We start from the raw sequence: 25,316 nt of genomic DNA, 5'->3' as shown, positions 1-25,316 counted from the left end.
ACTAATTTTAAAGCCCTATACAACCACTTTAGCCATCTTCAGCAATCTTAGTGTTACGTCACTGTACTTCTCGATTGCTTGAGTTTTTTTCTTGTTGCTCTTTCCAGCTAACTTTACTTCAGAGATGAATTTCCCAAGCTCATCAAGCTGCTCTTCATCAAAAACTTTTTTAATTTCAATCGCTGTGAATGGTAGCCAAAATGCTGCCTTCTGATATTCTTCAGACACTTCCTGAATAATTGCTGGGTCAAGATCTTCCGCAAATGGCATTTTATATCCCTCCTATGAGATTACTAGCAAGCCCTGAAATGCTTGATAAATTATATCCTGTTAATTCTGATAGTTTACTCGTAATATTGCTTTTAGCGGCTTCTAACTCCTCAACTGAAAGAAGGTATTGGGTTACCTCATTATTGATACTTTTTATGGTGTTAGAGTTAGCTCTTGTTGCAGAAATAAGTTCTTGCTCCTTCTCTGAGATTTTATCCAATAAGTTGAAGTAAGTCTGTGATGCATTAGCTGCAATGGCTCTTCTTTGAGGTTGGGTTAACGATGCTGCGGCAGCAACAGAGTGTTTTAGAATGTATTTACTTTCAACCTTCCCGTAAATTTCATCCCATTTTTGATCAAGTATTGCACGCTCTACATCCGCCAAAGCATTAATTATTCCCTCAACTTCAACCTGATTTTTACTTATACCTTCACTAACTTTTTCGTTCAACATTGCTCCATGTTCTGGAACGTTGTTGCAACCAACCAATGAGATAGCCACTAAAAAATAAAATAATGCTTTCTTTTCCATATCACTCTCCTTTTACTTGGTAACTGATACAACCGTGTATATCGACTAATATTAGATACATCAAAGGACCGCCAATATTGATAATCCACAATTAAATATAGTAAAAAACCATCATGCCGCCAGCTAAAAAACAATTAAATTAACAATTGTAATCTAAGCTATTCTTCCAGTTAAACTTTTTAATATCTATTAATCTTTGATATTCATCTCAATAGCCGTTCGCACGTTTCGATGTCAAATAACTGTCAAAAATTGTCACTTTTTGACAATGCGATCTTTTTAATATTGCTCACAGATCCTTTTGCTGGGCTGGCTGGCGATTAATGGCGTGTCACTGGGGTTGTCAATTTGACGCATTTTTTGCACGAAAGCGGAAGGCGAGGAGGAGTGAATTTTTCGGCATCTAAGGTCAGCTACAACTTACCAGCTGACCTTAGATGCCCAACAAGTAAGATGTCAAGAAAAGCGCTAGTAGAGACTAACGCTTGAATTTACATTGTCAAAATACTGATTCACTGAACCATCTATTTTATTTGTGCCTTATTATGATTTTGCTCTAAAGAAACTATAGTTTGGCTACATACTTTATCTTAACTGCATCATCAGGTACCTCTAAATTAACAAGGCTTGATACACCATAGAAGAATGTATGGTTCTCACATTTAGGGCATTCTACATAGTACTGCCTTTCAGGTAGCAGAATATCGTCTAAAGCACCATTGTACTTTTCGTTGCATTTATTACATTCATGTTCCGTTACTGTATGACTCATATAAGTCCTTAAAATAAATCAGTGAGTTAAAATATAAAATGGTTGGCTTTAAGAAGTACCAAAAGCCAAAGTAATTGTACTGTATATCATTACCTTTATTGATATAAGCACTTTAAACGAACATCCAGTGCCTGCTCAAAAGAATTTGATAATGCGAGAAAAACATTACATTGACTATCTTCGTTCTCAACCCGTAAAGTGTAATCACCAATTAAAAAATCCTCAGAACCCAATTTAATTTCGTCTGGTAGATTAAAGTCAGCAGAAGCAAAAATTACTGTAACTTTCTTTACAAGTGAAACAAATTTAAATTTGTTTCACTTAAATCCGCTTTATTCCCTTTACTGGCTGATAGCTGAATCAAATCAGCATCAACATTACCTTCACCATAAAGATATACAGCCACAGCATTAGTTTCATATACGTCTTCAGTAAGTGGTAAATAATTACTCCTTACAACTCTCCCACTAGAACAGCTTTTCACATCATCTAAATCAAACATCATTTCTTCAAGTGATATCTTTATATTATCGAAAGCCCAGCCCACATGTTTCTCCTTAAATTAACTGTAATAATCTAGTACCTCAAACCTATAGCTTTTTAGCTGTCTGAGCCACTTAGCTTGATACATGATAATAGGTTAAATTTGTTCTCATACCAAGGAAATCAGCAGCTAACAGTTAAATGGTTGTTTGGCATACACGCAAACGCTGTATATAATAACAGTGTATTTTATTAACGATTGGTGGTTATTATGGCGCGGGTTACTTGTCCAAATTGCGAAGCTAAAGCAACAATTACATCACGCGAAAAACAAAGCGCCCATGTTGTTAATTTATATTGCTCGTGTACTAATACTCGCGAATGCGGGGCTACGTTCCGTATTACCCAATCGTTTGATCACTTTTTAAACCCACCATGTAAAACCACTGCGCAACTTGCCGCAGCGCTTATTAAAAACTTACCTCGAGAACAACAATTAGAATTGATTGGGCTTTAGGCCTAGCTTTATTTTAGCCATAAAAAAACCCACAGTATGTATGGGTTCAAAAGAAAACGTTAAAAATACCTTTCGGCACTCTTAAATTTAGTTTGTTTTTTAAGGTTTGCAAGTTTTTAAATAAAGCAACGATTACTTTACTTGAAAGGCAAAAAGCACACATGATTAATTTGCATTACTCGTATATCAATACTGGAGTGTTCTTTGCCATGTTTCATATTACACACCCACTTGCTCACTTCTTAAACCTGTCATGTAAAACCACTACGCAATAGCCTGCTTTATCAACAAAACCAACTAAAAGAGGGGTAATTATAATTTACGGCTTGTAGCTTCATGAAAACTAAGAGTTTTCAACCTCTCTTTTCTCTTTCCCGAATTGAAAAGCAATTTTAAACCGATGACCTATATCAGTTTCTTTAAATAATTGTTCCCCTAAATTATCAGTGTCACCAACTCTACCTAAAAAGATATCATCTCTAAAAGGAGCAAACAGTGGAGTATTTATTAAAGCAATAACTTTATTCCGTTGTAGCTCTTGTTCGTTACAGTACGAATCAAGATTTGTCATGACATAGTTTTTTAAATCATCTAAAAAGGATATCTTAATAATATCAGTACATCGCCTAAATTCGCTTTCTGTTATTTTTTCATAAGTGTAAGCAATAAATAAATTTGCTATAAACTCTGACTTATCTATATCGGTTATTGACTCAATACAAAATAAAATTTTATCCGTAATGTTATTTAAGTCATCTTGATTTGAGTATTTTATCTTGTTTGACATTTTTTCACGTTCTTTGCCTTTAACATCACTTAAAGATTCAAAAAAGCGCATTACTTTGGATGCAAACATACGGTCTCTAATTGAATCATTTAAATTCCATACTTTAAGCAACGTGCCCACATAAGGTATATCTTTAGCTATTCCATTTAGTAGCAAGCTCTTAACTGCGACTTCAGTTAAATCGGCTGCTATTTCAAACCCTTTTTTCATATCAGTTCCTTATTTTGATAACTTATAAATGTACCCGCTAATTAATCTATTAGCGGGTACATTTACGCCTTTAAATCTATGTTCATAAATCACGATAACTAATAGACGTTACTTCTATGCTTAATACTAATCTAGCTAAATAAAGAACACCAATAGTGTCAGCGTATCAAAATATTTCCTGTTGTTTTAATTCTAGTCTATTCGTTACTGCAAATACGTCGGCGTTAGGTTCTTGCTGGTAGCCGATGCAAATTTCGGTGGCAAATACGCTGTTATTACTTTTTCGGCACTGGCCGTATTGGGTTTTAGGCGCGGGCTTATCGAATTTAGTAATAAACGGGCTATGCTGATCCTCTGCATACCCTTTTGGGCAAAACGCCTGGCAACTAATACATGCCTTAGGCATGAGTACTTTTGAAATGCGAATAGTCATTTTTTCTCCTACGCCATTAAATCCAATGCCCACCAATCGTTATCGCTGATTGCTGATGCGCTGCCTTGTTTTATTAAAGTAACTAGGTCCCAGTCGCCAATAGTAACTAGACCGTTTTGTATATGGGTGTTATTTGGTGTATTGCGCCCGTCAAGCTGGGCGTATTTATAAGCAAGCTCTACATACTCGCGGGCTTGTTGCCAATGGGCTTCAGTTATGTGCCAGCTACCTGCTTTTTGGGAATATGTTTTAGCCAATGACTCAATAGCTAAGCGCTGATCATGCTTTATTTGCTCATCAATATTTAAAACTTGAAGTTGGCCGTCTCGTATTTGGTAAATTTGGCCGTTTCGGCTGATCCTTTTTCCGCTATTTAGATCCTTTATTACTTCATCAACGTCATTTTTTGAAGTGCCCATCATATCGAGTAACAATTCAGCTCTAGACCCTGCGGCTATAGGCGTACAGTTATTACCACTAGTCCAAGATAGGTCGGCTGCGCCGACGTTGGTGTTATCCTTAGCATTGAGTTTTTCGGCTGTGCCTTTGAGTTGCCTTGTCCATTCTACTAGGCGAGTTTTAAGGCTCGTTTCGGTGGTAACGTTATAAACATTGTTAATCATACGATGAAGCTTTGATTCAATACTTACATTGGTAACAATGCCTTTTATGCGGCGTACTACTTCGGCGTAGTCGTTGCCCATTTGTGTGTCTTCGTACATTGATTTGAAGTTAGCCGCACGGCCTATACACATACCGCCTTGGAGTTTTACGTAGTCTTTCCAGCTGGCAGTATCTGCAGCGTGGCGAATAGGCTCTATGGTCTCGTCGCTTATTGCTTTGCCTTTTGGCATGCGGCGTAATTCACAATACACGGTAACGCTTGGTGAACCCTGAAATTGAAACTGACGAATGTTCCATGTACTTGCCCAGGCTAAAACAGGGTTAGCTTGCTCTTGCAGGTTTTCGCCTGTTTCTGCATCTTCATGGTCGCTTAATTGGTAGCCATCAATATTTTTACTGATGTATTTAGCAATGTAGCTGGCTGCACTGCCCTTGCTTTTATCCATTTTTATAGCGTCAAAGCGTGGGCTAAAAGTACGATAAAACTTACTGGGCGCTTTGGCTTTTTTGCCTTGGCTTTTTTTAAGGCCCCACTCGCGGCGCTTTTGTTTATAGGTTTTAAACAGCTCACTTCTTTTAGTGCCTGCGCGGTAGCTTACGCATTTTTCGACGGTTTTAATGTGCGTGCCGTGGGTGTTTATATCTACCCATTCGTTTACTACTTTTGCGCGGGTTTGCACAGGACCGTAATAATCGTAAAGCTCTGTTTTATCCTCTTGAATAAAGTACCAACGCAAAATAGCATTCACTTCTTGCAGCTTATTTTTAGGCATAAACAGCATCATGTGCCAATGCGGGCAACCGTCGGCATGTGGCTCAACTACGCGCACACCAAAGTATTTAAGGCCACGTCGGTTTAACTTAGAACGGGCACGCGCCCATGTTTGGGTTAGGTAATTTTGTGCATCTTTTGGAGTTTCGCCGTGCCATTTACTTGAGTTTGCATGAAAACGTGACGGGCACGTAATGGTGTAAAACACACCTACATAGCCCATTTCATCGGCTAACTCTTCGGTTTCGCGTATGCGTAGCATTAACTCGTTACGACGGTTGGTTGGGTTTGCCATGCCGCTTTTTACTGCTTCTATTAAACTTATTACGTCGCCGTCACTGCTTTGCAGTTCCATCATTTCTAAGAACTGGCGGCCACTGGCTTGGGCAAAGTTAAATTCGCGCTGTGCCTGTTTTGACGAGTAAGGGCTAATGCCACGGCGTTTAAACTTTTTGCTTTTTTTATCGTGGTATAAATCTTTGCCTACTTGGCCTGTGGCAATTTCTAGTAACTCTAAAAACTGGCGGCGAATAGTTTTTAATTGGCGAGCCCACCACCTATCACACTGCATTTTTAGCAGTGCAATTTCGTAACACTCGGTTGGCAAGTTGTCGTCGCGCATGGCGTAAAATGGTACATTAGCGCCTACAGCTTTGGCATGAGTTGCTATTGCATCGTAGGTTAACGATATTATTTTTTCGTACGGTAGGTGTTGGTTTTCTTCGCTTACATCAAGCGTTATTTGCACGCATTCCATAGCGAGTGTGCCTGCGTGTTTTTTGGTTTTTTCAATACTGCTTAAAATATGCCATGGCAATGGCATATTTTGAGTAATACTAAACAGTACGCCAAAGCGTGGCTTTAAACGTGCAATGGTACGGCGTAACCATGTATTAGCACGGTATTGGCTACCCGCTTTTTTTTGGTTGTAGCGGTCTATGTATTTACGGGCCATACGACTTTGTAAAGGCACTGGCACATTTTGCAGGCCACGCGCTAAAAAGTTGCGATCGTCAATATCGCTAATAGATGAAATTAAACCCTTAGCTATACCAGATAGTCTAAGGGCTTGTAGGTCGAGTGGCTTAGGGTTAGCCATTTATTCGGCAAACTCTATTTCAACTAAATCTTCACCTATTTGAACGGCATCAATTGCGGCGCACATTTGGTCGTAAATTGGCGTGTATTCAATGTAGTCATCAGCAATAAGTTTGACCACTGGCATAAAGTCAGTTAGGCAGTTTTCGCACTCCATTAGCATGGCAACGGTAGAGCGCTTGCCTAAATTTTTAATAGTAAAGTTGGCTTGGTCTACCGCATGCTCAACAATGTTTTTAACTAATAGCTGATTTTTAGATAGATCTTGGTCTTTGATTGTGTTCATTTTAGTAGTCCTTTGGGTGTTGTTTTTGGGTGTTAAATTACGAAAAGTTCAGAGGCCAGTTCATGGCCTTTGCAAAATACAAAGTGGGCGTATTCGGTTGAATCTGTTTTACTTGGTTTTTGTGGGTCAAAGCCTGGGCGTTTACTATGAACATAAACGGCGGCTAATGGTAGTTTTTGCCACATAGGTTTTCGCTTTTGACTACCTAACCAATTAAGGCGTTGCAGCATGATCACTAAACCGCCCTCTTTAACCATTTCAAGCGCATGTTCTGTAAATTCTTGCGCTACGTTAAACGGTGGGTTTGTTATGAGCACGTCGTATTTCGGCAATAAAGCGCTGGGCACGTTTAAAAAATTAACGCCTTTTAAATTAGCGCGTGAGTCTTCGCGAATATCCCAGCTTTCTACAGTAAAGCCTTGTTTTTCTAGTACGGTTGGGTAGCTCATTTCGTACTTGTCGCAGCCGCCTGCGCTTGGGTCTAACATTAACGGGTATGCTTGTTCGTCAAAATTAAAGCGGCAGTTTTCGCTAAACGCTGCTAAAAAATCTTCTATTAACCAATGCGGTGTTACGTAGTAATCATCTGCATTGCGCTGGGTTCCGCGATTAGTTGAGCTCATGATCAATCCTTAGTGTGAACTAACAGTTAGGTGGGAGTAGCTGGTTTTTGCAGACTCAGCAGGCGCATTTTGCAAAAACTTAGCCGGTGCCATGGCGTTGGCATCAACAAATGCTTTAACCAGTTCTTGTAACTGCAAAATAGCTTTGTGAATTTTAAGGCGTGTATCAGCGTTAAAATTGGCAAAGCCTTTTTCAAGGTCATGACGTTTTAGGCCTGCAGCAAAACACACTATTGTGCGCTCTTGCTCGCTTAACACTTTGGTGTATACGTACTCTGGTGTGTGACGTTCGCTACCCATTAGCACTTTTATTTCAGCAAGGCCTTTTGGTATGTAGCGCCCTTCTACTGCTTTTAGTGGTGCAGGTTGTGCGTTATCGCTTTGTTTAATAAGTGCGTTAGCCATATTTATACTCTTTGTGGTTGTTGCTGTGGTTTAGATAAAGCTTGTGTTTTTAACCAGTACACGGCTTTTTGTATGGTTTGGTTTTCGTTGCCGTGGCAGTAAATAGGTAATGGCAACTCACCAACAAAGGCTTGTAAGCACGGTTCAAATTCAACTGATTTACAATTAACGGCGTCTTTAGTGCTTATTTGGCACTTAAGTAAATACTCAGCTTTGGCGGCTAAGTTAGGTAATGCGTTATACGTGTTTTGGTCAAATATTTGGTATGTGCTCATTGCTTTGCTCCTAGTTATTAACGCTTTGTTGGTGCTGCGTTCTAAATTTAATTAGCTCGTTTAAGCGATAATGATTAGTTTTGCCAAACTGAATTGATTTAGGAAAATCAGACAACTTCGACAAAATCCAAAACTTTTTACGCGCACATCCCAATACCTCGCATGCCTCAACGGTGCTAACTAGGCGGTCTTTTTGCTCTTCAAGCTCAGTGCGTAGTTGGTTGTTTTCTTGCAGTAGTGCAAACAACACGGCTTTAGCGTCTGGGTGAATATCTAATAAAATGATTTGTTGTTCAGTGCTCATGCTGCATCTTCCTTTTTGCTTTTTTGATGATCGGCTAGTAAATCGTTTACCGATATTTCACCGTTAGTTAGTTCTGAAATACGCGGAATGTATTTCGCTGGGGCTTGGCAGTGTCTATTTACCCAGTTCCAAACTGCGGTTTGTTGAGTACCCAAAAGACGAGCTAACCTTGTTTGCCCACCAATCAGGCTTACTGCTTTTTCTATGGCTGACATAAACACCTCTTCAAAAATGACTTTAGGTGATAATAAGATCACTTTATTTCATTGTCAAACTCAATTATCACTTTATTTGATTATCAAGCATGATTTTAAGTGATTTGTAATTATCACAAAAGGTTGTGATAATCTTTCCTATATTACTTAAAGTCATTAATTTATTTAAAGGTATTAATATGGATATTGCAGAAAGAGTTAAGGAATGCCGTAAGAAGTTGGGGTTGACCCAATATCAACTTGCTGAACTAGTTGGCACCGTTCAAACCTCTATACAAAAGTTGGAACGTGGTGGTACTAAGAATCCTCGCAATATTGAGTCATTAGCGCGAGCACTCCAATGTACACCAGAATATTTGCGCTTCGGTATTGGTGAAAACAGTAGTAGTAATGTTGCACCAGGGCCATCAATCAAAGCCACCGCCCCACTTATTAGCTGGGTGCAAGCCGGTGCTTGGTCAGAAATAAGTGAGATTAAAGCGTATGACGCAGAACGTTTTATGTGCCCGGTTAATTGCAGCGACCTAACTTTTGTTTTAAAAGTGCAAGGTATTAGCATGGAGCCAAAGTTTGATGAAGGTGATTTGATTTTTGTAGACCCTGAAGCCGAATGCATCCACGGTTCGTACGTAGTAGCCCGCCTAGACGACGACAACCAAGCCACATTTAAACAGCTCATAATCGAAAATGGCCACAAGTTCCTAAAAGCCGCCAACCCCAACTGGCCAGAACAACTAATACCGATTAATGGTAATTGCACGTTGGTTGGAAAAGTTATATTTACAGGTAAGTCACTTTAAAAAGTTAAGGGAGTTATATGAATATTGAAGACATGGAATTAAATGAGTTTCTATCAAGAAACAAGATCTCTGAAGAAAAATTCACTGAATGCGCACTTGACTGGGAGCTAATACAATCAATTGGTGCTGATCATCAATCTAAAATCGATGACCTTGAAGATTTAGCTGAATCATACGCAAAAACAATCCAACGTTTTGCTAAAGTTCATTCTGTGCGCTGGAGAGTTAAAGACCCCGAACATTTGATGGAAAAAATTGTACGGAAAACCACCAAAGGCTCAGGCTCTTATAATAAAAAATATATAAACATATCTGTAGATAACTACTCTACCAAAATTACGGACTTAATTGGTATACGCGCCTTACACTTATTTAAACAAGATTGCGTTGAAATAATCAACTCACTTGAAGAAAGGTGGAAAAAATCTGAAAAAATAACTGCATATATCCGTGAAGGCGATAGTAAAGAAGATTACAAAGACCGAACTGCTTGGGTAGTCAAAGAACATAAAGCTGGTTATCGCTCAATACATTTCGTTTTTTCTACATCACCTCATAAATCAAAAGTATTTACTGAAGTTCAAGTTCGAACAATCTTCGAAGAAGGTTGGAGCGAAATTGACCATAAAATTAGATATCCAAACTTTTCTGATAACAAGGATATAATAACTTTTCTTAATATATTTAATCGTTTGGCTGGTAGTGCTGACGAAATGGGATCATTTGTAAAAGCTTTGAGTACTATGATTCAAGATAGAGATGCTGAAGTTAAGAAACTAGAAAATGAAAATACCAAGCATAAAGACAAAATCACAATGCTACTAGATGAACTCAAAGAAAAGACAAAATCACCGGAGGTCTCTAAATTAGTGAATAACTTAGAGACAGAACTTGTAGCTTCTAATATCTATGGCTACATAAATAATAGTGCTAACTTAAGCTCGATTGTTAAATCAGGTAAAGATATGGCTAATGCCTTTCAATCAATAAATAACTATAAATCCGTAATCGAGCAAATAACAGAAATGTCTAACTTGAAGCGTAACTTATAAATCTATTGTATTTTTATCAATAAAATATCTATTCTTTTACCAAATAAAGATACAAAAGGCCCGCTAAATGCGGGCTTTTTAAGCTACATCGTAAATGTTTAATGCGTCATAAATTTTTTGTAGTAACTTCTTATCTACTTGTTCATTGTTTATAATCTCTATCAACCTATGCTCAGGAACTTTCAGCATCATTAAAAAATCCCATTGCAAATCGACTTCCTCTTTTGTAATTGGAGCGTCTATATATTTACCATCGAATATTTTGCGAATCGCCTTTCTCGCTCTTAAACTATTAGACATTGTTTTACCTTTAACATTAAAAGGCATATTTTGGCACTTATCTTTATTGCAGTTAAGTATAGCTACTGTTTTTATATACAGTTAAGGCTATAATCAACTTAGTTGAAGCTTTGAGAAAATATATGCTTATTCAAAATGTATTAGTGGGCCCTGAAGTAAAAAAGTTAGAAAAAACAATCGATGCTAATTTTTTAAGTGATTCAACATTTGTTGGCCGTGCTAGCGGAAGAAGTATGGAAGATGTGGGGATATTTGATGGCGATGTACTCATTATAGATAGAGCAAAAATAGTTAAAAATTACGATATAATCGTAGCCTGCTTAAATGGTCAATTTGTTTGTAAAGTTGCTGACTTAAAAAACAATCTATTGCTTTCAGCTAGCTCTGACCACAGTCCTGTTAAACTAACTAAGTTTGACCAGTACAATATAGAAGGTGTTGTAACTCAATCAATTAGAATGCATAGGGCTAACTTAACCTTAGGATAGGCAGCACTTACATAAGCTTTAAAAAAGGCTTATCTTTTACAATCACTTTTGTTCTATCTAATTTATTAAGCTCATTCGTATTTATGTTTAATAAATTAGCCTCAACTTCAAATACGGCTTTTTGATTTTGCTTATCAACACTCAACACTTTAACTTTAGCGAATGTCTCTGCCTGACTTGAACGAACAAGCGCTTCACCTACAACATCACCAAATATAGAAAAATTAGGGTTATTTTTTGATTTAGATACAAGCTCAACACCCTGCTTTATATCTTTCTTTTTTATAGCAAATGCATGAAAGTCGTTTTCATTTTTACCAAACGAAATTACTACTGATTCATCAAAGCCTGATATGTAGCCTACCTTTAACACATCAACATGAATCATTTCTTGCTGCTTTGTATAAATTGTTGAAACAACAGATATCACAAGAACTATTAAAAAAAAAATTACCTTCATAATCCCTCTTCAAGAATAAATAAAATCATAAAGTAATTCTATTATAGCTATACTTATCATAAAGGTGGTATTTCTAAACTTATAATTTCATTGGTTTATTACTTACATGAAAGCCTACTGGTAAGATCAAAAAAGAGGTATATTTAACTTATTATTATAAATTTATAATGTATTGGATAATTAATGACACTAGAAATTCAGCCGGGCTCAGTTTTAAATAATAAAGAATTGTGTGAGCTATTTGCTTGTTCTCCACAAGGGGGGATGAGGCGTTCTCATCAATCTAATACGTTAGTTATTGTCTCAAACCATATTAAATCTATATATGATGATCGTTGGGAAGGTGATATTTGCTATTACACTGGAATGGGTACCACTGGTGATCAAAGTTTAAATTTCGCTCAAAACAAAACACTTTCGGAATCTAATGATACCAGTATCACGGTTCACCTTTTTGAAGTTTTTGTTGATAAAGAATATGTTTATATCGGTATTGTTCAATTAGCTTCAACGCCTTACTTTGAGAAACAACCAGATCAAAATGGTCTATCTAGAAAGGTTTGTGTATTCCCGCTCAAGCTTAAAGGTAATGAATCGCCCCCAATTAATAAAATTTATTTAAGTAAAGTTTTTGAAGCAAAGACTAAAAAAGCAAAAAGGCTGAGTGACGAAGAGATTGAACGTAGAGCAAAAAATGTTAGAAAGAATGTAGGTAGTAGAAATGTGATTATCCAGCAACACGAACGCAACCCTTGGGTTGCTGAGCATACAAAAAGATTGGCGAAAGGGTTTTGTCAGCTCTGCAATCAACCGGCTCCTTTTAAAAACAAATCGGATGAACCGTATCTAGAAACGCATCATATTATTTGGCTTGCTAAAGGTGGTAAAGACACCATCGCGAATACTGTAGCTCTTTGCCCAAACTGCCATAGAAAAATGCATATCCAAAATGAGAAAAAAGATGTACAAAAATTACAGAAACTATGCAAAAAAGATAGTCATATTAAAGAGTAAATTATGAAAGTATATTTGGATCACAATCTGATCATTTATTTAAGACAAAGCTCAAATAAACAATTAGATAATAAACAATTAGAAAATAAACAATTAGAAAATAAAGTTAAAGAGATGAAAGAAAATGGCTTCAGATTTATATTTAGTCCAGCCCACTTAGAAGAAATCGCAGTATCAGCGATGAGAAATAAAACAAAAAAAAATATCATAGACGCTGATATTAAATTCCTTACAAATCTCTGCGGGACTAACTCTTTAAGGCCAAGATCAAGAAACGATAAGGATATAGAATTTGGTAAGGAGTATCCTATAGATTGCTACAAAAGGGTAATTGAACATTATAGCTCAAATGATTACGCTGAAACAGTTGATAAAGGGATAATCGAAAGGGCAAATGATAACCCGCATAGTAACCCCAAAAAAGCTAATAACCAAAACCCAAAAGACGTTCTTAGTAATATTACTTATATTTCTCTAATTCTCCAATCCTTAATGCACCATGGATTAATAACCCAATGTGAAGCGATTAAAAAACTTCAATCTTCCCCACACTATAATTTAACGAATAAATTCTGCATATTAGAGCACTCTGTAAATTATGCTGCAAATCTACTTGAGCAGTTAGGTTACTATAGGGAAAAAACAAAAAAATCCAGATCTCGTCTACATGATGTATCTCATATTATTTATGGAAAATACGCCGATATTTTTGTGACTAATGACACTAAACTTTTGAAAAAAACTCAAGCAATATACTCATTATTTGATATCGATACAAAAGTATTAACAAAGAAAGAATTTATTCAATTAAGCATAAGTTAATAACAGGCAAGAAGAAGGAAAGTATTGTAGTCTATTATTTACTAATACTTTCTCTTTGGATCTTATTTAATGGAAAAATATAAAATATCTTCATTTATAATTATGTACTTTAGATAATTCAATCACAATTGAATCTGCTATCAAATTACAATAAAGCTCGTACCCTTCAGCCTGTTCTTTTATCCAATCATGTTTATTGTATACGGCCATTACTCCGCGCATTGTATGGCCTAACATTTTTTCTGTTACGTGTGGTGCAACGCCGTTTTCGCTGAGCAGTGTTGATATTGAACGACGGGCGTCATGTGGTAGGAACTTAGGGATTTTGTATTTTTCAAATAAGTGATCCCACATTCGACAGCAATAACGGTTAATGCAGTGTGTGGTCATTGGTTTGTGGGGATTACCACCTGGAATTAAGTAACCTTTTCGCCCATAAACCATTGCTAGTGTGTCTAGTATGCTTTTCATCTTGGCTGAAATTGGCCTGCGGATAGATTTGTTTGTTTTTGAGTTTTCGGGCGGTACAGTCCAAATGTTGTTCCCAAAGTCAAAATGCTCCCACTTTGCTAAACGAACCTCTGATTGGCGCGCCCCTGTTATATAAATTAGTTGTAGGCATGCTTTAGTTGCTGGGGTGGCTTTTGAGCTTTCTATTTGTATCCATAGCTTTGCAATTTCATCAAAGCGCATTACTCGTTGGCCAACTGATGCCTGTTCACCTATGTCATTTACATTTAATGTAAGTACGGGATTAAATGGCTTAACTTCGCCGCGTTTTTCAGCCCAACCAATAATAGACTTAATACGCACTAATATGGTACCGGCTGTTTTAGCACTGCCTTGTGCTTTTACTTCATCAAAATATGTTATCCAATCTTTAATGGTCATTAAATCAAGTGGCATATTTTTATCATTAAGTATAGGTACAATCCATTTGCTGACTTGGTTTGTGTATAAAGTTTGCGTTTTTTCTTTTAGGTCGAGTACTTTTTTATCTAACCACTCTGCAGCAACTTCTGCCATTGTGGGCAAGCCCTTGGCATTGTTACGCATAAGCTTAAGTTCTAGGCGAGGGTCTTTACCCTGGCTCAACCAATTTTGAAAAAGCGGTATATAGTCTTGTGCTTCTTTAATGCTTAGCCCAGGATAACGGCCTAGCGTAATAATTACCTGCTTAGCATCAACACGACAACGGTATTGCCAAGTAATAGTCCCCTTAGCAGATACCCTTACACTTAAACTATCTCTATGCGATAATACGGACGGTGTTTGATTTTTACCTAGCAGCTTTCTTAATTTGGTGTCACTGATCGCCATTTAATTTTTTATACACAGTTAGCAAAAAATTTATACACGATACTATACACACAATGCGCCAATTACAAGAAACTCAAAAATACAAAAAGAAACTGAGTAGCGCTAATAACCCGTAAATATAAAGGGCTAAGACATAGAATGAATAATGAAAGCTATCAAGAGAATCAAGCAACAATCTATTGGCACGACTACGAGACTTGGGGAGCGAGCCCTCAAAAGGATAAGCCGAGCCAGTTTGCGGGTATTCGTACCGATCTTGATTTAAATATTATTGGCGAGCCACTTATTGAATATTGTAAGCCGCAAGCGGATTACTTACCTCACCCTGAGGCGTGTTTAATTACGGGTATTACACCACAAGTGGCGATGAAAAAAGGCTTGGTTGAGGCTGAGTTTATAGCAAAAATTCATGCCGAATTTAGTGTGCCAAACACCTGTGTTGCCGGTTATAACAGTATTCGATTTGATGACGAAGTAAGCCGTTATAGCTTTTACCGTAACTTTTATGACCCATACGAGCGTGAATACAAAAATAACAATAGCCGCTGGGATATTATTGATTTAGTACGTGCGTGTTACGCACTGCGCCCTGAAGGTATTGAATGGCCGTTAAAAGAAGACGGCAGCCCAAGCTTTAAGCTAGAGCATTTAACGGTAGCTAATGGTATTGAACACGCCGCAGCGCATGATGCGCTAAGCGATGTAACCGCCACTATTGCACTGGCTAAGCTAATAAAAGAAAAACAACCAAAGCTGTATAACTTCTTTTTTGGTTTGCGTGGTAAAAAAGCCCTTGCTGAATTGGTTGATGTTTTTAATATGACGCCGCTGGTGCATACCACGTCGCGCATACCAGCAACACAAGGTTGTACAAGCTGGGTTGCACCTATGAGCTTTCATCCGGTAAATAAAAACGCGGTTATTTGCTTTGATTTAACCCAAAACCCGCAAGTACTCATTGATTTAAACGTAGAAGAGTTACGCAAACGCTTATACACCAAACGTGTAGATTTAGCCGAGGACGATTTACCTGTTGGCTTAAAACTAGTGCATTTAAACAAGTGCCCTATTTTAGCCCCAGCTAAAACATTATTGCCTGAAAACGCCGCCCGCCTTGGGATTGACCGCGAGCAGTGCTTAGCTAACTTAGCTATTTTAAAAGCCAATACCGACCTTCGCGATAAAGTAACGGAAGTGTTTAACGAACAAGGCGATTACAGCGCAACCACTAACGTTGACTACTTACTTTACGATGGGTTTACAAGCCATGCTGATAAAGCTAAGTTTGCGATTATTCGTGATGCAAAACCAGATGAATTAGCAGGGTTGAATTTAGACTTTGAAGATAAAAAGTTTAATACGTTGTTATTTAGATACCGCGCCCGTAACTGGCCAGAAACGCTAAACCAGCAAGAGCTTGACCAATGGCGCCAATATTGCCAAAACAAGTTAATGCACGGGGAAGATCAACCATCGATTAATGCGCAAGATTTTATGATTACCCTTGAAAACCTAGCGCATGAACATGACGATAGCGAAAAAAATCTTACAATTTTAAAGGCGCTATATAATTACGCTCAAAGCATGTAATTTGGTGTAGACGCGCTTATACAACGCATATAAAAACGCGACGCTATAGTAATTTAAGCGTCGCGTTTTTTGTTTGAATTTTTATGGGCTTCGCCCATCACGCCAGCAAGCTTAGCGTCTACAAAACAGGCGTAAATTTATACTCCGGCGGTAGACGTAGAGCTTGCTCACGTGAAAAGCACAGCTTTTAATTACTTAAATAAAACATTATTCACAAAGAGAAGCGAATGAGGAGTAAATGAGAAGACATAAAAACAATAATTTTTTAGATCTATCACTGCCTCTAAAAGCGCAGCGCCTCATAACCTCTTTGTGAATAAGTCACTTTACAGGCTTTGCCCGTCACGCAAGCAGCTTCACGTCTATAAAAACAACCATAAATCTATACTTTGGGGTAAACGTAGAGCTTGCTCACTTGAAAAGCGCGGCTTTTAATTGCTTAAATAAAACTCTATTCACAAAGAGAAGCGAATAAGGAGTAAATGAGCAAACATAAAACCAACAATAATCTTTTTTATCTATCACTGCCTCTAAAAGCGCAGCGACTCATAACCTCTTTGTGAATAAATCACTTTACGGGCTTTGCCCGTCACGCAAGCAAGCTTGTCGTCTACATCGACATACTCAACGTAAACGTTATTTTTTATGCAGTGCTTCAATACGTGCTAGTAAGCTTGAGGTGTCGTATCTGCCGCCGCCAAGTGCTTGTACGTCGGCGTAGTATTGATCGACTGTTGCGGTCATTGGTAAAGTAGCCCCGTTGTTTTTAGCTTCATCGAGTGCAATGCCTAAATCTTTACGCATCCAATCTACGGCAAAACCAAACTCATATTCCCCTGCCCACATTGTTTTATAACGGTTTTCCATTTGCCACGAACCGGCAGCACCTTTAGATATTGTTTCTATTACTTTTTCACCATCAAGCCCAGCTTGCTTGGCAAAATGTAAGCCTTCGGCTAAACCTTGCACTGCGCCAGCAATACAAATTTGATTGACCATTTTACAAAGTTGTCCCGAGCCAACGCCGCCTAGTAATTGGCTAAAACGACTAAATGCCGCCATAACTGGCTGCACTTTAGCAAATACAGCTTCACTACCACCCGCCATAACTGTTAATACGCCGTTTTCGGCGCCAGCTTGCCCGCCCGATACAGGCGCATCTATAAAGTCGATATTTTGCAGAGCCGCTTTTGCAGCCACTTCGCGGGCTACTTCGGCAGAGGTTGTGGTGTGATCAACCAAAACAGTGTGCGGTAACATGCCCGCTAACACGCCATCGTCGCCATACACTACTGAGCGTAAATCATCATCGTTACCAACACACATAAATACGATGTCGGCATTGCTGGCAGCTTCGCGCGGGGTTGATGCAAAGCTTCCTGAATGTTCTGCAGTCCACGCTTTTGCTTTAGCTTGAGTGCGGTTATAAACGCATACGCTGTGCCCTGCTTTTGCTAAATGCCCCGCCATTGGGTAACCCATTACGCCTAAACCTATAAATGCGACTTTCATTGACATAAAAATGACCTATTAAACTGATAACTTAGAAACTAGACCTCGATTATGTCAATCGGTCGATAAAAAAGCGAATGAAAGTCTTTATAAAATTTCCTTAGCGGGAAAGGTAAGTAGGTAACCTATGGACAGTATTTATCAATTTAATGCACCACTTTACAACAGCGAAAATTTTTCTCTTAGCCAGTTACAGGGCAAAACCGTCCTTATTGTTAATACAGCGAGTAAGTGTAATTTTTCGGTGCAATTAAACGCACTCGAAAAGCTCTATCAGCAATACAAAGGCAATGGTTTTACTGTGCTTGCGTTTCCGTGTAACCAGTTTGGCCAAAATGAGCCGCTTGATAATTTAGCCATAAAAGACTTTTACCAAGATCAATTTAATACCTCGTTTGAGGTATTTGGTAAGGTAATGGTAAATGGGCCAGAAACACACCCGTTGTTTAATTATTTAAAATCGCATACGCGGGGTATTTCGCAAAATCGTGCTATTAAGTGGAATTTCACTAAGTTTTTAATTAATTCACAAGGGCAACTTGTTGCACGTTATGCACCGCGAACTAAGCCCGAAACACTTATACAAGTAATAGAAAGCAACTTACTTCAAGCCGCAAAGTTAAACGCAGCTAAAGGTGGTAAAAAAGTATCGTCAAAAATACCTTTGTTTACCCCAAGTAAGGCTCCGCTTAAGGCTTAATTTAAATCAATAAAATGCGTTTTACTTAGGCGCTTACTTGTAAAGTAGTTTAATGTATTAAAGGTTAACTACCCTACAAATACTTAAGCGTCGAGGCTATTACCATGAACATTGCTTTTTTTAGTACTCAAAAGTACGAACTGCCTTTTTTTGAACAAAGTACACGCGATTACAGCGCTATAAAAATAACGTATTTTGAGCAAGCCCTGAGCGAACAAACGGCTATTTTAGCAAGCGGGTTTGATGCCATATGTGTTTTTGTTAACGATACTGTAAATACCGCCGTTATTGAGCAACTGGCAAGCCAAGGCACAAATACTATTTTGCTGCGTTGTGCAGGGTTTAATAACGTTGATTTACCTGCAGCAAAAGCACACAAAATTAAAGTATTACGCGTCCCTGCCTATAGCCCAGAAGCCGTAGCTGAGCATTGTATAGCCCTTATGCTAACACTTAGCCGCAAAACGCATAAAGCGTATAACCGTGTACGCGAAGACAACTTTGATTTAAACGGATTACTAGGTTTTAACTTGCACAACAAAACCGTGGGTATTGTAGGTTGCGGTAAAATTGGCCTTGCGCTGTGCAGCATTTTAAATGGCTTTGGCGCTAAAGTATTAGTGTGCGACCCATACGCGCAACCTGGCAATTATACAATTATCGATATAGACACCTTACTTAGCCAAAGCGATGTGATCTCTTTGCATTGTCCACTGAACGAGCAAACTCATCATTTAATAAATGATGAGGCATTTAGTAAAATGAAAACCGGCGTTATGCTCATTAACACTTCTCGCGGTGCATTGCTTGATAGTAACGCGTGTATTAGCGCGCTTAAAACTAAAAAGCTAGGTTACCTGGGGCTTGACGTTTACGAGCAAGAGTCGGAGCTATTTTTTAAAAACCACAGCGACGAAATAAATCAAGACGATATATTCTCGCGCTTAGTGAGCTTTAAAAACGTATTAATAACGGGGCACCAGGGATTTTTTACTCAAGAAGCACTCACCGAAATAGCAAACACAACCCTATTTAACGCACTTGAAGTAAGTGAAGGTAGGCCTCTAACTAATGAGGTTTTATAAAGACCTAAGCTATACCTAAATTACAGGCACAAAAAAAGCGAAGTTAGTCTCTTCGCTTTTTTGTTTAAAAATTCACTTTAAATAGAGCTTAACCAAACGCAACGTTTGCAAATACTAAGGTCATTAATATTGGGCAAACAAACCGAATATACTGAGCAAACCAGTAATGTACGCCTGTTGTTGCTTGGTGTAATTTATTACCACGCTGCCACATCCAACCTACCGTAATAAAGTAAAACAAGCCCATAAGCGGCAATTGGTATTGAGTAAATAGCATAATAACTAAGCCAAATAACCAATCAAAATTTAGTATAATTGCGCTTGCACACACAAGTACAACGGCGCTAACGGCCCATGTTGCTTTGGTGCGGCTAACGTTGTGGTTTTCGACTAAAAACGCTACCGGAATTTCGGTGGTCGATATTGTTGACGTAACCGATGCGATAGACATTAATACAAAAAATAATAAACCAACTAATAAGCCAATTTCGCCCATGGTGCTAAATAGCGCAGGTAAAATAGCAAAAATAAGTTGCCCTTCGCCAATCAATTTACCACCACTAAATACCTCTACACCGTTGTGCTGCGCCACATAAATAGCAGGAATAATAAGTAAGCCCGCTAAAAACGCGACACTGGTATCGAGTAAAGCAACACCTGCGGTGAGCTTTGGTAAATTAGCATCTGGCTGTAAATACGAGCCGTAAATCATCATACAGCCCACACCTAACGAGAGCGAAAAGAACGCTTGCCCCATTGCGGCAATAATTAAATTAGGGTCGAGTATTTGGCTAAAATCAGGAATTAAATACGCGGCAAAGCCTTCACTTGCGCCATCGAGTGTTGCGATGTAGGCAATTAAACCAACAAGCAATATGAGTAGCAGTGGCATTAAACGGCGCGACCAGGTTTCGATTCCCGATTTAACACCTTTTAAAATAATACTGGCAGTTAAAATAAGCATAAGCGGCGTAAATACAAAATTACGAAGCACTGAGTCGCTATGTAAAAACTCGCTTGCGCCTGTGAAACCTAAAAAGGTCGTTATGGGTTCAATAGCGTAGGAGAGCATCCACCCTGCTACTATTGAGTAAAAACTTAGCATAACAACCGCGCCCGCAAGACCAATATAACCTGCTGTTGCGCCTACTTTGCGGTTAGTGCTTTGCCATGCATCGCCCAATGCTTTTACCGGGTTAGCTTGTGCTTTGTGACCTAAATAAAGTTCGGTATACAGCGCAGGGAGCGCAAGTAAAAATATAACAATAAAATAAACCAGTAAAAAAGCGCCGCCGCCATGGTTGGCCGCTTGCGTAGGAAAACCCCAAATATTACCTAAACCCACTGCCGCGCCAGCAGCGGCTAAAACAAAACCAAGTCGGCTTTGAAACCCATCACGCACTTGTGCCATACATCTACAAATCTGTTATTATTTTGATTATTGTGAATTAAACCATATTTCATGCCAGCTGAGTAATAAAATTGTACCCAGCCTTTATTAGGGGCGTTAACCGCTCACAATATCAGCGACTTCTTTTGCTTTAGGGCTTTTATGACTGAACACTATTTTAAAAACGCCTTGAGTATTACTTCAACTCAATTTGCAAATTTGCCTTTAGCTAGTAACAGTATTTTATTATTTAATGCTAAAACACTTGAGCTTAGTGACTTTAATTTGCCCGATTGCTTAAGCCCGGTTGAGTTAGCCATTATAAAACGCCGCAAAAGCCCGCAAGCTAAGCAAGAGTATTTAGCTACGCGGTTATTGTTAAAGCACCTTATTAAAATAACGCAGCCGCAACATGTGCACGTAACCCTTAATAAAATGAGTACAGAATTTGACGAAGCAAGCTCAAAGCTGCAAGTACATGTAAGTGATGATGTTATTAATACCTGTATTTCGCACTCGCATGGTTTAGTTGGGGTTGCGCTTAACCTTGGTAAAAGTGAGTTTGGTTTTGATATTGAAAAAGTAAGCCTAAAGCGCCCATTTGAAAAGCTCGCTAAGCATTTTTATCATAATGATGAAATTACACTTATTACAAAGCCCACTAATACCCAAGCCCAAGCGGATACGTTTTTTAGAATTTGGACATTAAAAGAGTCACTTGCTAAAGCCACCAGCCGCCCTATTGCAAAACTACTTAGCCCTAATGTGTTTGACGAATTACATAGTGCAAAGCTCAGTGCTTGCAGTAATAGCGTTACTGTAGTTGATAGCAGTGACAGTAATGTTTGTTTTGATGTAAGTGTGGTGCATAAAAAAAGCATCGACTGGCGATGCTTTTTATTAACTGATTTTATTAAGTAACTTTAATAAATCGCTTTCGTGAATAAGCGTGATTTACGCAGCAAAATCATTTTCTAATAAACGGCTATGAATAGATTGTACTACGTTATCTGACTCAGTTTGCTCTACTAAAAAGCAAAGGTTGTGCTTACTAGCACCGTGACAAATTAATCGAATGTTAAAGTCTTTTAGTACACTCATTAAGTTCATTTCGTGTTGGCGTAATTGAATCTCAGAGCCAATAAGTGCTACCAGTGTTAAATTGTTTTCTACCGACACATGGCAAAACTCTGCAAGCTTATCTAGGCATTCTTGGTCAAGCTCTGGACGCGAGGCGTTTTGCGCGTTATCAAGTGTTATAGCTACGCTGATTTCTGATGTGGTTACCAAATCTACCGATATATTGTATTCACTTAATAGTGTAAATACGCGTGCTAAAAAGCCACTAGCGAGTAGCATTTCTGGGCTTTTAAGCGTAAGCAATATTTGGTTTTTACGTTGCGTTACTGCGCGTATGCCTGGTTGCTGCGATTTTTCGCGCTCAATCCATGTACCGCCACGCTCTGGCTCGCGGCTAGAACCTACAAACACGTTAATGTGGCTGCGGCTTGCTGGTAAAATAGTCGCTGGGTGCAATACTTTTGCGCCAAAGGTTGCCATTTCGGCGGCTTCGTCAAAACTTAAACGTGCAATAGGCGTCGCTTTTGCGCACAAACGCGGGTCGGTGCTAAAAATGCCCACTACGTCGGTCCAAATATGCACGCTTTTAGCGTTAATTGCTTCAGCTAAAAGTGCAGCGCTATAGTCAGAACCACCACGTCCAAGCGTTGTTGTTTGGCCGTATTCGTCACTGCCAATAAAGCCCTGAGTAACAATTACTTGCTCATCTAATAACGGAATTAAAAATTCTTTAGCGGCTTGCGCTGTGGCTGCAACATTAGGCGTTGCTTTACCAAATTGGCTGTCGGTTTTAAGCACCTTGCGCACATCAAAGCGATCGGCGTTTAAGCCATTTAAACGCAGCACCTGAGCAAACAAATACGACGATAAACGCTCACCAAAGCTAAGTAGCTCGTCGTGTTGCTGATCGGTAGTTAGTGACTCTTGAGCCAATGTTTGAAATGCTTTTAGGGTTTCGTTAAAGCCAACCGCTAAATCGGCATCAAGCGATAACTCATCTAAAATAGTTTGTTGAATAGCAAGCACGCCGTTTATGTGTTCTTGGCGCTCACTTGGGGTAATACTTGGTTTGCACAGTGCAACTAAATGGTTAGTTACGCCGGCACTAGCGCTCACGGCAACAATACGTACGCTTTTATCTGCAACAATAATTTCGCTACAGCGACTCATCGCTTCGAAGTTTGCAACACTGGTTCCGCCAAATTTGGCAACGATGTAATCTGATTTTGCGCTTAACTCTGTTTGTGGCACTGTTTGTGGCGCTGATTGGGTAGTCATTTAGTCTCCTTTCGCGGTATCCAAACCGCAATAAAACAAGAAGAACTTGGCAAAGGAATGCTTGAAGATAAGTCCACTGCCAGAAGCTCTCCACCTATATTGGTGACAGTTTTGAGGATTCAGCCCCATAAACCGAAAAACAATGACGACGTACCATTATTTTCCTCGGCGAGTACTTCCCTCCTTAATGATCATTGGCTTTCGTCGCCTAACATTAAGTACCTAAGTATCGCACCTCTTCTGAATGCTTTATTAACCAGTGGCTAATAAAACAAAACCCCGCTAAGTAGCGGGGCTTTGAAAGTTATCGTTTAGACGTCTAGCTGTCAAGCGTTTTAATTATTAATAACACTTAAATTAGATAAAACTGCCCATGTAATACGAGCCTGCATAACCTACGGTGTAGCAAATTAATAAATGCAGCGATAAACGCAAGTAGCTCATAAAGGTAAGCGCTTTAACTTTGCTCATGGCAATAATGCCCGCAGCCGACCCAATGATAAGCATTGAACCGCCTACGCCCGTTGCATAAGTAAACGACAACCAGTGCTGTTGGCTCATTACTATATCGGCTTTTAATAATGCAGCAGTAAGCGGTACGTTATCTACCCCTGCTGATAATATGCCCATTAAGTAGTTTGCGTATTCTGGTGCCATTACCGTGTATAGGTCGGTAAATTTACTCAACATACCAATTTCTTTAAGTGCGCCTACAAGTAAAAGTACGCCTACAAAAAACAATAACGTGTCGTATTCTATATCGCGAACAAAATCGATTATGTCTTTGTTTATGTCTTTTTTGCGCATTAAAAATTGCGCCACTAAAAACATCACTGATAAGCCAAACAAGAAAGTTAATAAAGGCGGTACGCTGTAAATTACACTCAGCGTAAGTGTGCTAATTACAGTAGATAAAAATATAACAGCAATGGTAATGTCGGTTTTTTCAATGCGGGTTTTACCTGCACCAGCAAATTCAACACGCCCTTTCATACCGATAGACAGTAGCGCGGCTAGTAACATAACGCTTGTAAGTGCTGGCGCTATAAGCAGTAATAAATGAGCTATGGTTACTTTGCCATCTAAAAATATCATTAGCGTGGTTACGTCACCTGTTATTAGCGATACCCCACCTGAGTTAACCCCAAACACAATAAGCGTGGCATATTTAATAAGCTTTTTAGGTTCAAGTTTTAACGACATAACAACCGCAAGCGATATAAGCGTGGCTGTTACGTTGTCTGAAATCGACGAAAACAAAAATGCAAAACCACCCACCAAAAACATGAGCTTTTTTTCGCTAATACTTTTTGGCATAACGCGATGGACAATATTTTCTATAAACCCCTTTGAGTTTAAATACGCTACAAAGGTCATTGCAGCCATTAAAAATAACCATAACGAGGCAATTTCTAAAATATTTTCATTTAGGAGGTGTTGAATTGTATCGGGGCTTTGCCCGTGTAGAGGGTATATAAAAAGAAGAATCCAGCAAAGCGTACCAAAAAACAGCGTGGTTTTAGCTTTATTGACATGGATTATATCTTCTATAACGATCAGTAAAAATGCAATCGCTATCAGGGTTAGAATAATCGAGGAAACCATGGTAGTTAAACAACCTTTGATATAGTTTTAAAGAACACACAAATAACATTCCATTTCATGTGCCTATTTTCGGCGCGAATTTTAGCACTGCCTCTATGCAAAAACTATTATTAAATGGTCTTAAAAACGAATACTATATACAGACAAGGTTAATTAAAAATACGTAATAATGAGTCTTCTAAAAGAACTCAATAATAAAATACTAGGATGTTGT

The 25,316-nt window shown here is 38.6% G+C and carries 29 protein-coding genes and 1 riboswitch; of the genes, 10 read left to right on the top strand and 19 right to left on the bottom strand.

Translation table 11 applies throughout. The annotated features are described in order from the left end of the window. Nucleotides 1-15 precede the first annotated feature (15 nt). The 3 genes from WNY79_RS03015 to WNY79_RS03005 all read right to left on the bottom strand — a co-directional run bounded on the left by WNY79_RS03015 (nucleotide 16) and on the right by WNY79_RS03005 (nucleotide 2,121). Entirely contained in the window at nucleotides 16-270 is a 255-nt protein-coding gene (locus WNY79_RS03015) for a hypothetical protein (RefSeq protein WP_342875087.1), read from the bottom strand. A 1-nt stretch (nucleotide 271) separates the two neighbouring features. Continuing rightward, a complete protein-coding gene (locus tag WNY79_RS03010; RefSeq protein ID WP_342875086.1) occupies nucleotides 272-802 on the bottom strand; it encodes a hypothetical protein in 531 nt (176 codons plus the stop codon). 1,061 nt (nucleotides 803-1,863) lie between these two features. Next, on the bottom strand, nucleotides 1,864-2,121 hold the full coding sequence (locus tag WNY79_RS03005; RefSeq protein ID WP_342875085.1) for a hypothetical protein: 258 nt from the start codon (nucleotides 2,119-2,121) through the stop codon (nucleotides 1,864-1,866). A gap of 207 nt (nucleotides 2,122-2,328) precedes the next feature. Here WNY79_RS03005 and WNY79_RS03000 point away from each other — a divergent pair, with 207 nt between their 5' ends. Further along, entirely contained in the window at nucleotides 2,329-2,574 is a 246-nt protein-coding gene (locus tag WNY79_RS03000; RefSeq protein WP_342875084.1) for an ogr/Delta-like zinc finger family protein, read from the top strand. Nucleotides 2,575-2,917: 343 nt separating this feature from the next. On the opposite strand, the gene WNY79_RS02995 is transcribed toward WNY79_RS03000, so the two are convergent. From WNY79_RS02995 to WNY79_RS02955, 9 genes are all read right to left on the bottom strand, one after another. Continuing rightward, the gene (locus tag WNY79_RS02995; RefSeq protein WP_342875083.1) at nucleotides 2,918-3,571 is read right to left on the bottom strand and encodes a hypothetical protein; all 654 of its coding nucleotides are present in this window, start codon (nucleotides 3,569-3,571) and stop codon (nucleotides 2,918-2,920) included. 166 nt (nucleotides 3,572-3,737) lie between these two features. Continuing rightward, complete coding sequence (locus WNY79_RS02990; RefSeq protein ID WP_342875082.1) at nucleotides 3,738-4,004, bottom strand: hypothetical protein; 267 nt, start codon at nucleotides 4,002-4,004, stop codon at nucleotides 3,738-3,740. Nucleotides 4,005-4,012: 8 nt separating this feature from the next. Then, on the bottom strand, nucleotides 4,013-6,499 hold the full coding sequence (locus WNY79_RS02985; protein WP_342875081.1) for a replication endonuclease: 2,487 nt from the start codon (nucleotides 6,497-6,499) through the stop codon (nucleotides 4,013-4,015). After that, a complete protein-coding gene (locus WNY79_RS02980) occupies nucleotides 6,500-6,784 on the bottom strand; it encodes a hypothetical protein (protein WP_309168330.1) in 285 nt (94 codons plus the stop codon). Nucleotides 6,785-6,816: 32 nt separating this feature from the next. Next, entirely contained in the window at nucleotides 6,817-7,407 is a 591-nt protein-coding gene (locus WNY79_RS02975) for an SAM-dependent methyltransferase (protein ID WP_342875080.1), read from the bottom strand. A gap of 9 nt (nucleotides 7,408-7,416) precedes the next feature. Next, nucleotides 7,417-7,812: a hypothetical protein gene (locus WNY79_RS02970; protein ID WP_342875079.1), complete on the bottom strand. Its 396-nt coding sequence runs from the start codon at nucleotides 7,810-7,812 to the stop codon at nucleotides 7,417-7,419. A gap of 2 nt (nucleotides 7,813-7,814) precedes the next feature. Further along, nucleotides 7,815-8,087: a hypothetical protein gene (locus WNY79_RS02965; protein WP_342875078.1), complete on the bottom strand. Its 273-nt coding sequence runs from the start codon at nucleotides 8,085-8,087 to the stop codon at nucleotides 7,815-7,817. A gap of 10 nt (nucleotides 8,088-8,097) precedes the next feature. Beyond that, nucleotides 8,098-8,391 (bottom strand): hypothetical protein, encoded by a 294-nt coding sequence (locus WNY79_RS02960; protein ID WP_008135661.1) that lies wholly within the window; start codon nucleotides 8,389-8,391, stop codon nucleotides 8,098-8,100. Next, entirely contained in the window at nucleotides 8,388-8,606 is a 219-nt protein-coding gene (locus tag WNY79_RS02955) for a YdaS family helix-turn-helix protein (RefSeq protein WP_282338249.1), read from the bottom strand. The genes WNY79_RS02960 and WNY79_RS02955 overlap by 4 nt, the downstream gene beginning before the upstream one ends. A gap of 179 nt (nucleotides 8,607-8,785) precedes the next feature. On the opposite strand from WNY79_RS02955, the gene WNY79_RS02950 reads away from it, so the two are divergent. After that, a complete protein-coding gene (locus WNY79_RS02950; protein WP_282338233.1) occupies nucleotides 8,786-9,406 on the top strand; it encodes a S24 family peptidase in 621 nt (206 codons plus the stop codon). A gap of 17 nt (nucleotides 9,407-9,423) precedes the next feature. After that, nucleotides 9,424-10,458, top strand: a complete 1,035-nt coding sequence (locus WNY79_RS02945; RefSeq protein ID WP_342875077.1) for an addiction module component — start codon at nucleotides 9,424-9,426, stop codon at nucleotides 10,456-10,458. Nucleotides 10,459-10,536: 78 nt separating this feature from the next. Here WNY79_RS02945 and WNY79_RS02940 read toward each other — a convergent pair whose 3' ends face one another. Next, nucleotides 10,537-10,758 (bottom strand): hypothetical protein, encoded by a 222-nt coding sequence (locus tag WNY79_RS02940; RefSeq protein ID WP_342875076.1) that lies wholly within the window; start codon nucleotides 10,756-10,758, stop codon nucleotides 10,537-10,539. Between the two features lie 122 nt (nucleotides 10,759-10,880). On the opposite strand from WNY79_RS02940, the gene WNY79_RS02935 reads away from it, so the two are divergent. Next, nucleotides 10,881-11,246 (top strand): S24 family peptidase, encoded by a 366-nt coding sequence (locus tag WNY79_RS02935; RefSeq protein ID WP_342875075.1) that lies wholly within the window; start codon nucleotides 10,881-10,883, stop codon nucleotides 11,244-11,246. A gap of 7 nt (nucleotides 11,247-11,253) precedes the next feature. Here WNY79_RS02935 and WNY79_RS02930 read toward each other — a convergent pair whose 3' ends face one another. Then, nucleotides 11,254-11,706: a hypothetical protein gene (locus WNY79_RS02930; RefSeq protein ID WP_342875074.1), complete on the bottom strand. Its 453-nt coding sequence runs from the start codon at nucleotides 11,704-11,706 to the stop codon at nucleotides 11,254-11,256. Nucleotides 11,707-11,889: 183 nt separating this feature from the next. Between WNY79_RS02930 and WNY79_RS02925 the strand changes: the two genes are divergently transcribed. Both WNY79_RS02925 and WNY79_RS02920 read left to right on the top strand, forming a co-directional pair. Continuing rightward, the gene (locus tag WNY79_RS02925; protein WP_342875073.1) at nucleotides 11,890-12,720 is read left to right on the top strand and encodes an HNH endonuclease signature motif containing protein; all 831 of its coding nucleotides are present in this window, start codon (nucleotides 11,890-11,892) and stop codon (nucleotides 12,718-12,720) included. A gap of 3 nt (nucleotides 12,721-12,723) precedes the next feature. After that, nucleotides 12,724-13,542, top strand: coding sequence for a hypothetical protein (locus WNY79_RS02920; protein WP_342875072.1), 819 nt, complete (start codon nucleotides 12,724-12,726; stop codon nucleotides 13,540-13,542). Nucleotides 13,543-13,632: 90 nt separating this feature from the next. On the opposite strand, the gene WNY79_RS02915 is transcribed toward WNY79_RS02920, so the two are convergent. After that, nucleotides 13,633-14,862: a tyrosine-type recombinase/integrase gene (locus tag WNY79_RS02915; RefSeq protein ID WP_342875071.1), complete on the bottom strand. Its 1,230-nt coding sequence runs from the start codon at nucleotides 14,860-14,862 to the stop codon at nucleotides 13,633-13,635. A gap of 138 nt (nucleotides 14,863-15,000) precedes the next feature. Here WNY79_RS02915 and sbcB point away from each other — a divergent pair, with 138 nt between their 5' ends. Continuing rightward, entirely contained in the window at nucleotides 15,001-16,452 is a 1,452-nt protein-coding gene (gene sbcB / locus WNY79_RS02910; protein WP_342875070.1) for an exodeoxyribonuclease I, read from the top strand. 636 nt (nucleotides 16,453-17,088) lie between these two features. Here sbcB and WNY79_RS02905 read toward each other — a convergent pair. Further along, nucleotides 17,089-17,970: an NAD(P)-dependent oxidoreductase gene (locus WNY79_RS02905; RefSeq protein ID WP_182711591.1), complete on the bottom strand. Its 882-nt coding sequence runs from the start codon at nucleotides 17,968-17,970 to the stop codon at nucleotides 17,089-17,091. A 121-nt stretch (nucleotides 17,971-18,091) separates the two neighbouring features. Here WNY79_RS02905 and WNY79_RS02900 point away from each other — a divergent pair, with 121 nt between their 5' ends. Beyond that, nucleotides 18,092-18,664, top strand: coding sequence for a glutathione peroxidase (locus WNY79_RS02900; RefSeq protein WP_197186010.1), 573 nt, complete (start codon nucleotides 18,092-18,094; stop codon nucleotides 18,662-18,664). A gap of 104 nt (nucleotides 18,665-18,768) precedes the next feature. Next, a complete protein-coding gene (locus WNY79_RS02895; RefSeq protein ID WP_342875069.1) occupies nucleotides 18,769-19,749 on the top strand; it encodes a 2-hydroxyacid dehydrogenase in 981 nt (326 codons plus the stop codon). Nucleotides 19,750-19,837: 88 nt separating this feature from the next. Here WNY79_RS02895 and WNY79_RS02890 read toward each other — a convergent pair whose 3' ends face one another. Continuing rightward, on the bottom strand, nucleotides 19,838-21,160 hold the full coding sequence (locus tag WNY79_RS02890; RefSeq protein ID WP_024599535.1) for a sodium-dependent transporter: 1,323 nt from the start codon (nucleotides 21,158-21,160) through the stop codon (nucleotides 19,838-19,840). A 141-nt stretch (nucleotides 21,161-21,301) separates the two neighbouring features. Between WNY79_RS02890 and WNY79_RS02885 the strand changes: the two genes are divergently transcribed. Then, on the top strand, nucleotides 21,302-22,060 hold the full coding sequence (locus WNY79_RS02885; protein WP_342875068.1) for a 4'-phosphopantetheinyl transferase superfamily protein: 759 nt from the start codon (nucleotides 21,302-21,304) through the stop codon (nucleotides 22,058-22,060). A 33-nt stretch (nucleotides 22,061-22,093) separates the two neighbouring features. Here WNY79_RS02885 and lysC read toward each other — a convergent pair whose 3' ends face one another. Both lysC and nhaD read right to left on the bottom strand, forming a co-directional pair. Further along, complete coding sequence (gene lysC / locus WNY79_RS02880) at nucleotides 22,094-23,497, bottom strand: lysine-sensitive aspartokinase 3 (RefSeq protein ID WP_342875067.1); 1,404 nt, start codon at nucleotides 23,495-23,497, stop codon at nucleotides 22,094-22,096. Between the two features lie 75 nt (nucleotides 23,498-23,572). Further along, a riboswitch (Lysine riboswitch) is annotated at nucleotides 23,573-23,745 on the bottom strand. A gap of 109 nt (nucleotides 23,746-23,854) precedes the next feature. Further along, nucleotides 23,855-25,102 (bottom strand): sodium:proton antiporter NhaD, encoded by a 1,248-nt coding sequence (gene nhaD / locus WNY79_RS02875; RefSeq protein WP_076924170.1) that lies wholly within the window; start codon nucleotides 25,100-25,102, stop codon nucleotides 23,855-23,857. Nucleotides 25,103-25,316: the final 214 nt, after the last annotated feature.

It is taken from the genome of Pseudoalteromonas sp. AS84 (assembly GCF_038900255.1).
Taxonomy (GTDB): domain Bacteria; phylum Pseudomonadota; class Gammaproteobacteria; order Enterobacterales; family Alteromonadaceae; genus Pseudoalteromonas.
Note: the sequence above shows the minus strand (reverse complement) of the source record. Positions and strands in the feature narration are given on the sequence as shown.

Coding starts and splice junctions, on each gene's coding strand:
- WNY79_RS02955 (WP_282338249.1), bottom strand. CDS start 8,606: ATGTCAGCCATAGAAAAAGCAGTAAGCCTGATTGGTGGGCAAACAAGG.
- WNY79_RS02975 (WP_342875080.1), bottom strand. CDS start 7,407: ATGAGCTCAACTAATCGCGGAACCCAGCGCAATGCAGATGATTACTAC.
- WNY79_RS03015 (WP_342875087.1), bottom strand. CDS start 270: ATGCCATTTGCGGAAGATCTTGACCCAGCAATTATTCAGGAAGTGTCT.
- WNY79_RS03010 (WP_342875086.1), bottom strand. CDS start 802: ATGGAAAAGAAAGCATTATTTTATTTTTTAGTGGCTATCTCATTGGTT.
- WNY79_RS02985 (WP_342875081.1), bottom strand. CDS start 6,499: ATGGCTAACCCTAAGCCACTCGACCTACAAGCCCTTAGACTATCTGGT.
- WNY79_RS03000 (WP_342875084.1), top strand. CDS start 2,329: ATGGCGCGGGTTACTTGTCCAAATTGCGAAGCTAAAGCAACAATTACA.
- WNY79_RS02980 (WP_309168330.1), bottom strand. CDS start 6,784: ATGAACACAATCAAAGACCAAGATCTATCTAAAAATCAGCTATTAGTT.
- WNY79_RS02965 (WP_342875078.1), bottom strand. CDS start 8,087: ATGAGCACATACCAAATATTTGACCAAAACACGTATAACGCATTACCT.
- WNY79_RS02970 (WP_342875079.1), bottom strand. CDS start 7,812: ATGGCTAACGCACTTATTAAACAAAGCGATAACGCACAACCTGCACCA.
- WNY79_RS02905 (WP_182711591.1), bottom strand. CDS start 17,970: ATGTCAATGAAAGTCGCATTTATAGGTTTAGGCGTAATGGGTTACCCA.
- lysC (WP_342875067.1), bottom strand. CDS start 23,497: ATGACTACCCAATCAGCGCCACAAACAGTGCCACAAACAGAGTTAAGC.
- WNY79_RS02995 (WP_342875083.1), bottom strand. CDS start 3,571: ATGAAAAAAGGGTTTGAAATAGCAGCCGATTTAACTGAAGTCGCAGTT.
- WNY79_RS02945 (WP_342875077.1), top strand. CDS start 9,424: ATGAATATTGAAGACATGGAATTAAATGAGTTTCTATCAAGAAACAAG.
- WNY79_RS02915 (WP_342875071.1), bottom strand. CDS start 14,862: ATGGCGATCAGTGACACCAAATTAAGAAAGCTGCTAGGTAAAAATCAA.
- WNY79_RS02940 (WP_342875076.1), bottom strand. CDS start 10,758: ATGTCTAATAGTTTAAGAGCGAGAAAGGCGATTCGCAAAATATTCGAT.
- WNY79_RS02900 (WP_197186010.1), top strand. CDS start 18,092: ATGGACAGTATTTATCAATTTAATGCACCACTTTACAACAGCGAAAAT.
- WNY79_RS02925 (WP_342875073.1), top strand. CDS start 11,890: ATGACACTAGAAATTCAGCCGGGCTCAGTTTTAAATAATAAAGAATTG.
- nhaD (WP_076924170.1), bottom strand. CDS start 25,102: ATGGTTTCCTCGATTATTCTAACCCTGATAGCGATTGCATTTTTACTG.
- WNY79_RS02885 (WP_342875068.1), top strand. CDS start 21,302: ATGACTGAACACTATTTTAAAAACGCCTTGAGTATTACTTCAACTCAA.
- WNY79_RS02890 (WP_024599535.1), bottom strand. CDS start 21,160: ATGGCACAAGTGCGTGATGGGTTTCAAAGCCGACTTGGTTTTGTTTTA.
- WNY79_RS02935 (WP_342875075.1), top strand. CDS start 10,881: ATGCTTATTCAAAATGTATTAGTGGGCCCTGAAGTAAAAAAGTTAGAA.
- WNY79_RS02930 (WP_342875074.1), bottom strand. CDS start 11,706: ATGAAGGTAATTTTTTTTTTAATAGTTCTTGTGATATCTGTTGTTTCA.
- WNY79_RS02960 (WP_008135661.1), bottom strand. CDS start 8,391: ATGAGCACTGAACAACAAATCATTTTATTAGATATTCACCCAGACGCT.
- WNY79_RS02920 (WP_342875072.1), top strand. CDS start 12,724: ATGAAAGTATATTTGGATCACAATCTGATCATTTATTTAAGACAAAGC.
- WNY79_RS02990 (WP_342875082.1), bottom strand. CDS start 4,004: ATGACTATTCGCATTTCAAAAGTACTCATGCCTAAGGCATGTATTAGT.
- WNY79_RS02950 (WP_282338233.1), top strand. CDS start 8,786: ATGGATATTGCAGAAAGAGTTAAGGAATGCCGTAAGAAGTTGGGGTTG.
- sbcB (WP_342875070.1), top strand. CDS start 15,001: ATGAATAATGAAAGCTATCAAGAGAATCAAGCAACAATCTATTGGCAC.
- WNY79_RS02895 (WP_342875069.1), top strand. CDS start 18,769: ATGAACATTGCTTTTTTTAGTACTCAAAAGTACGAACTGCCTTTTTTT.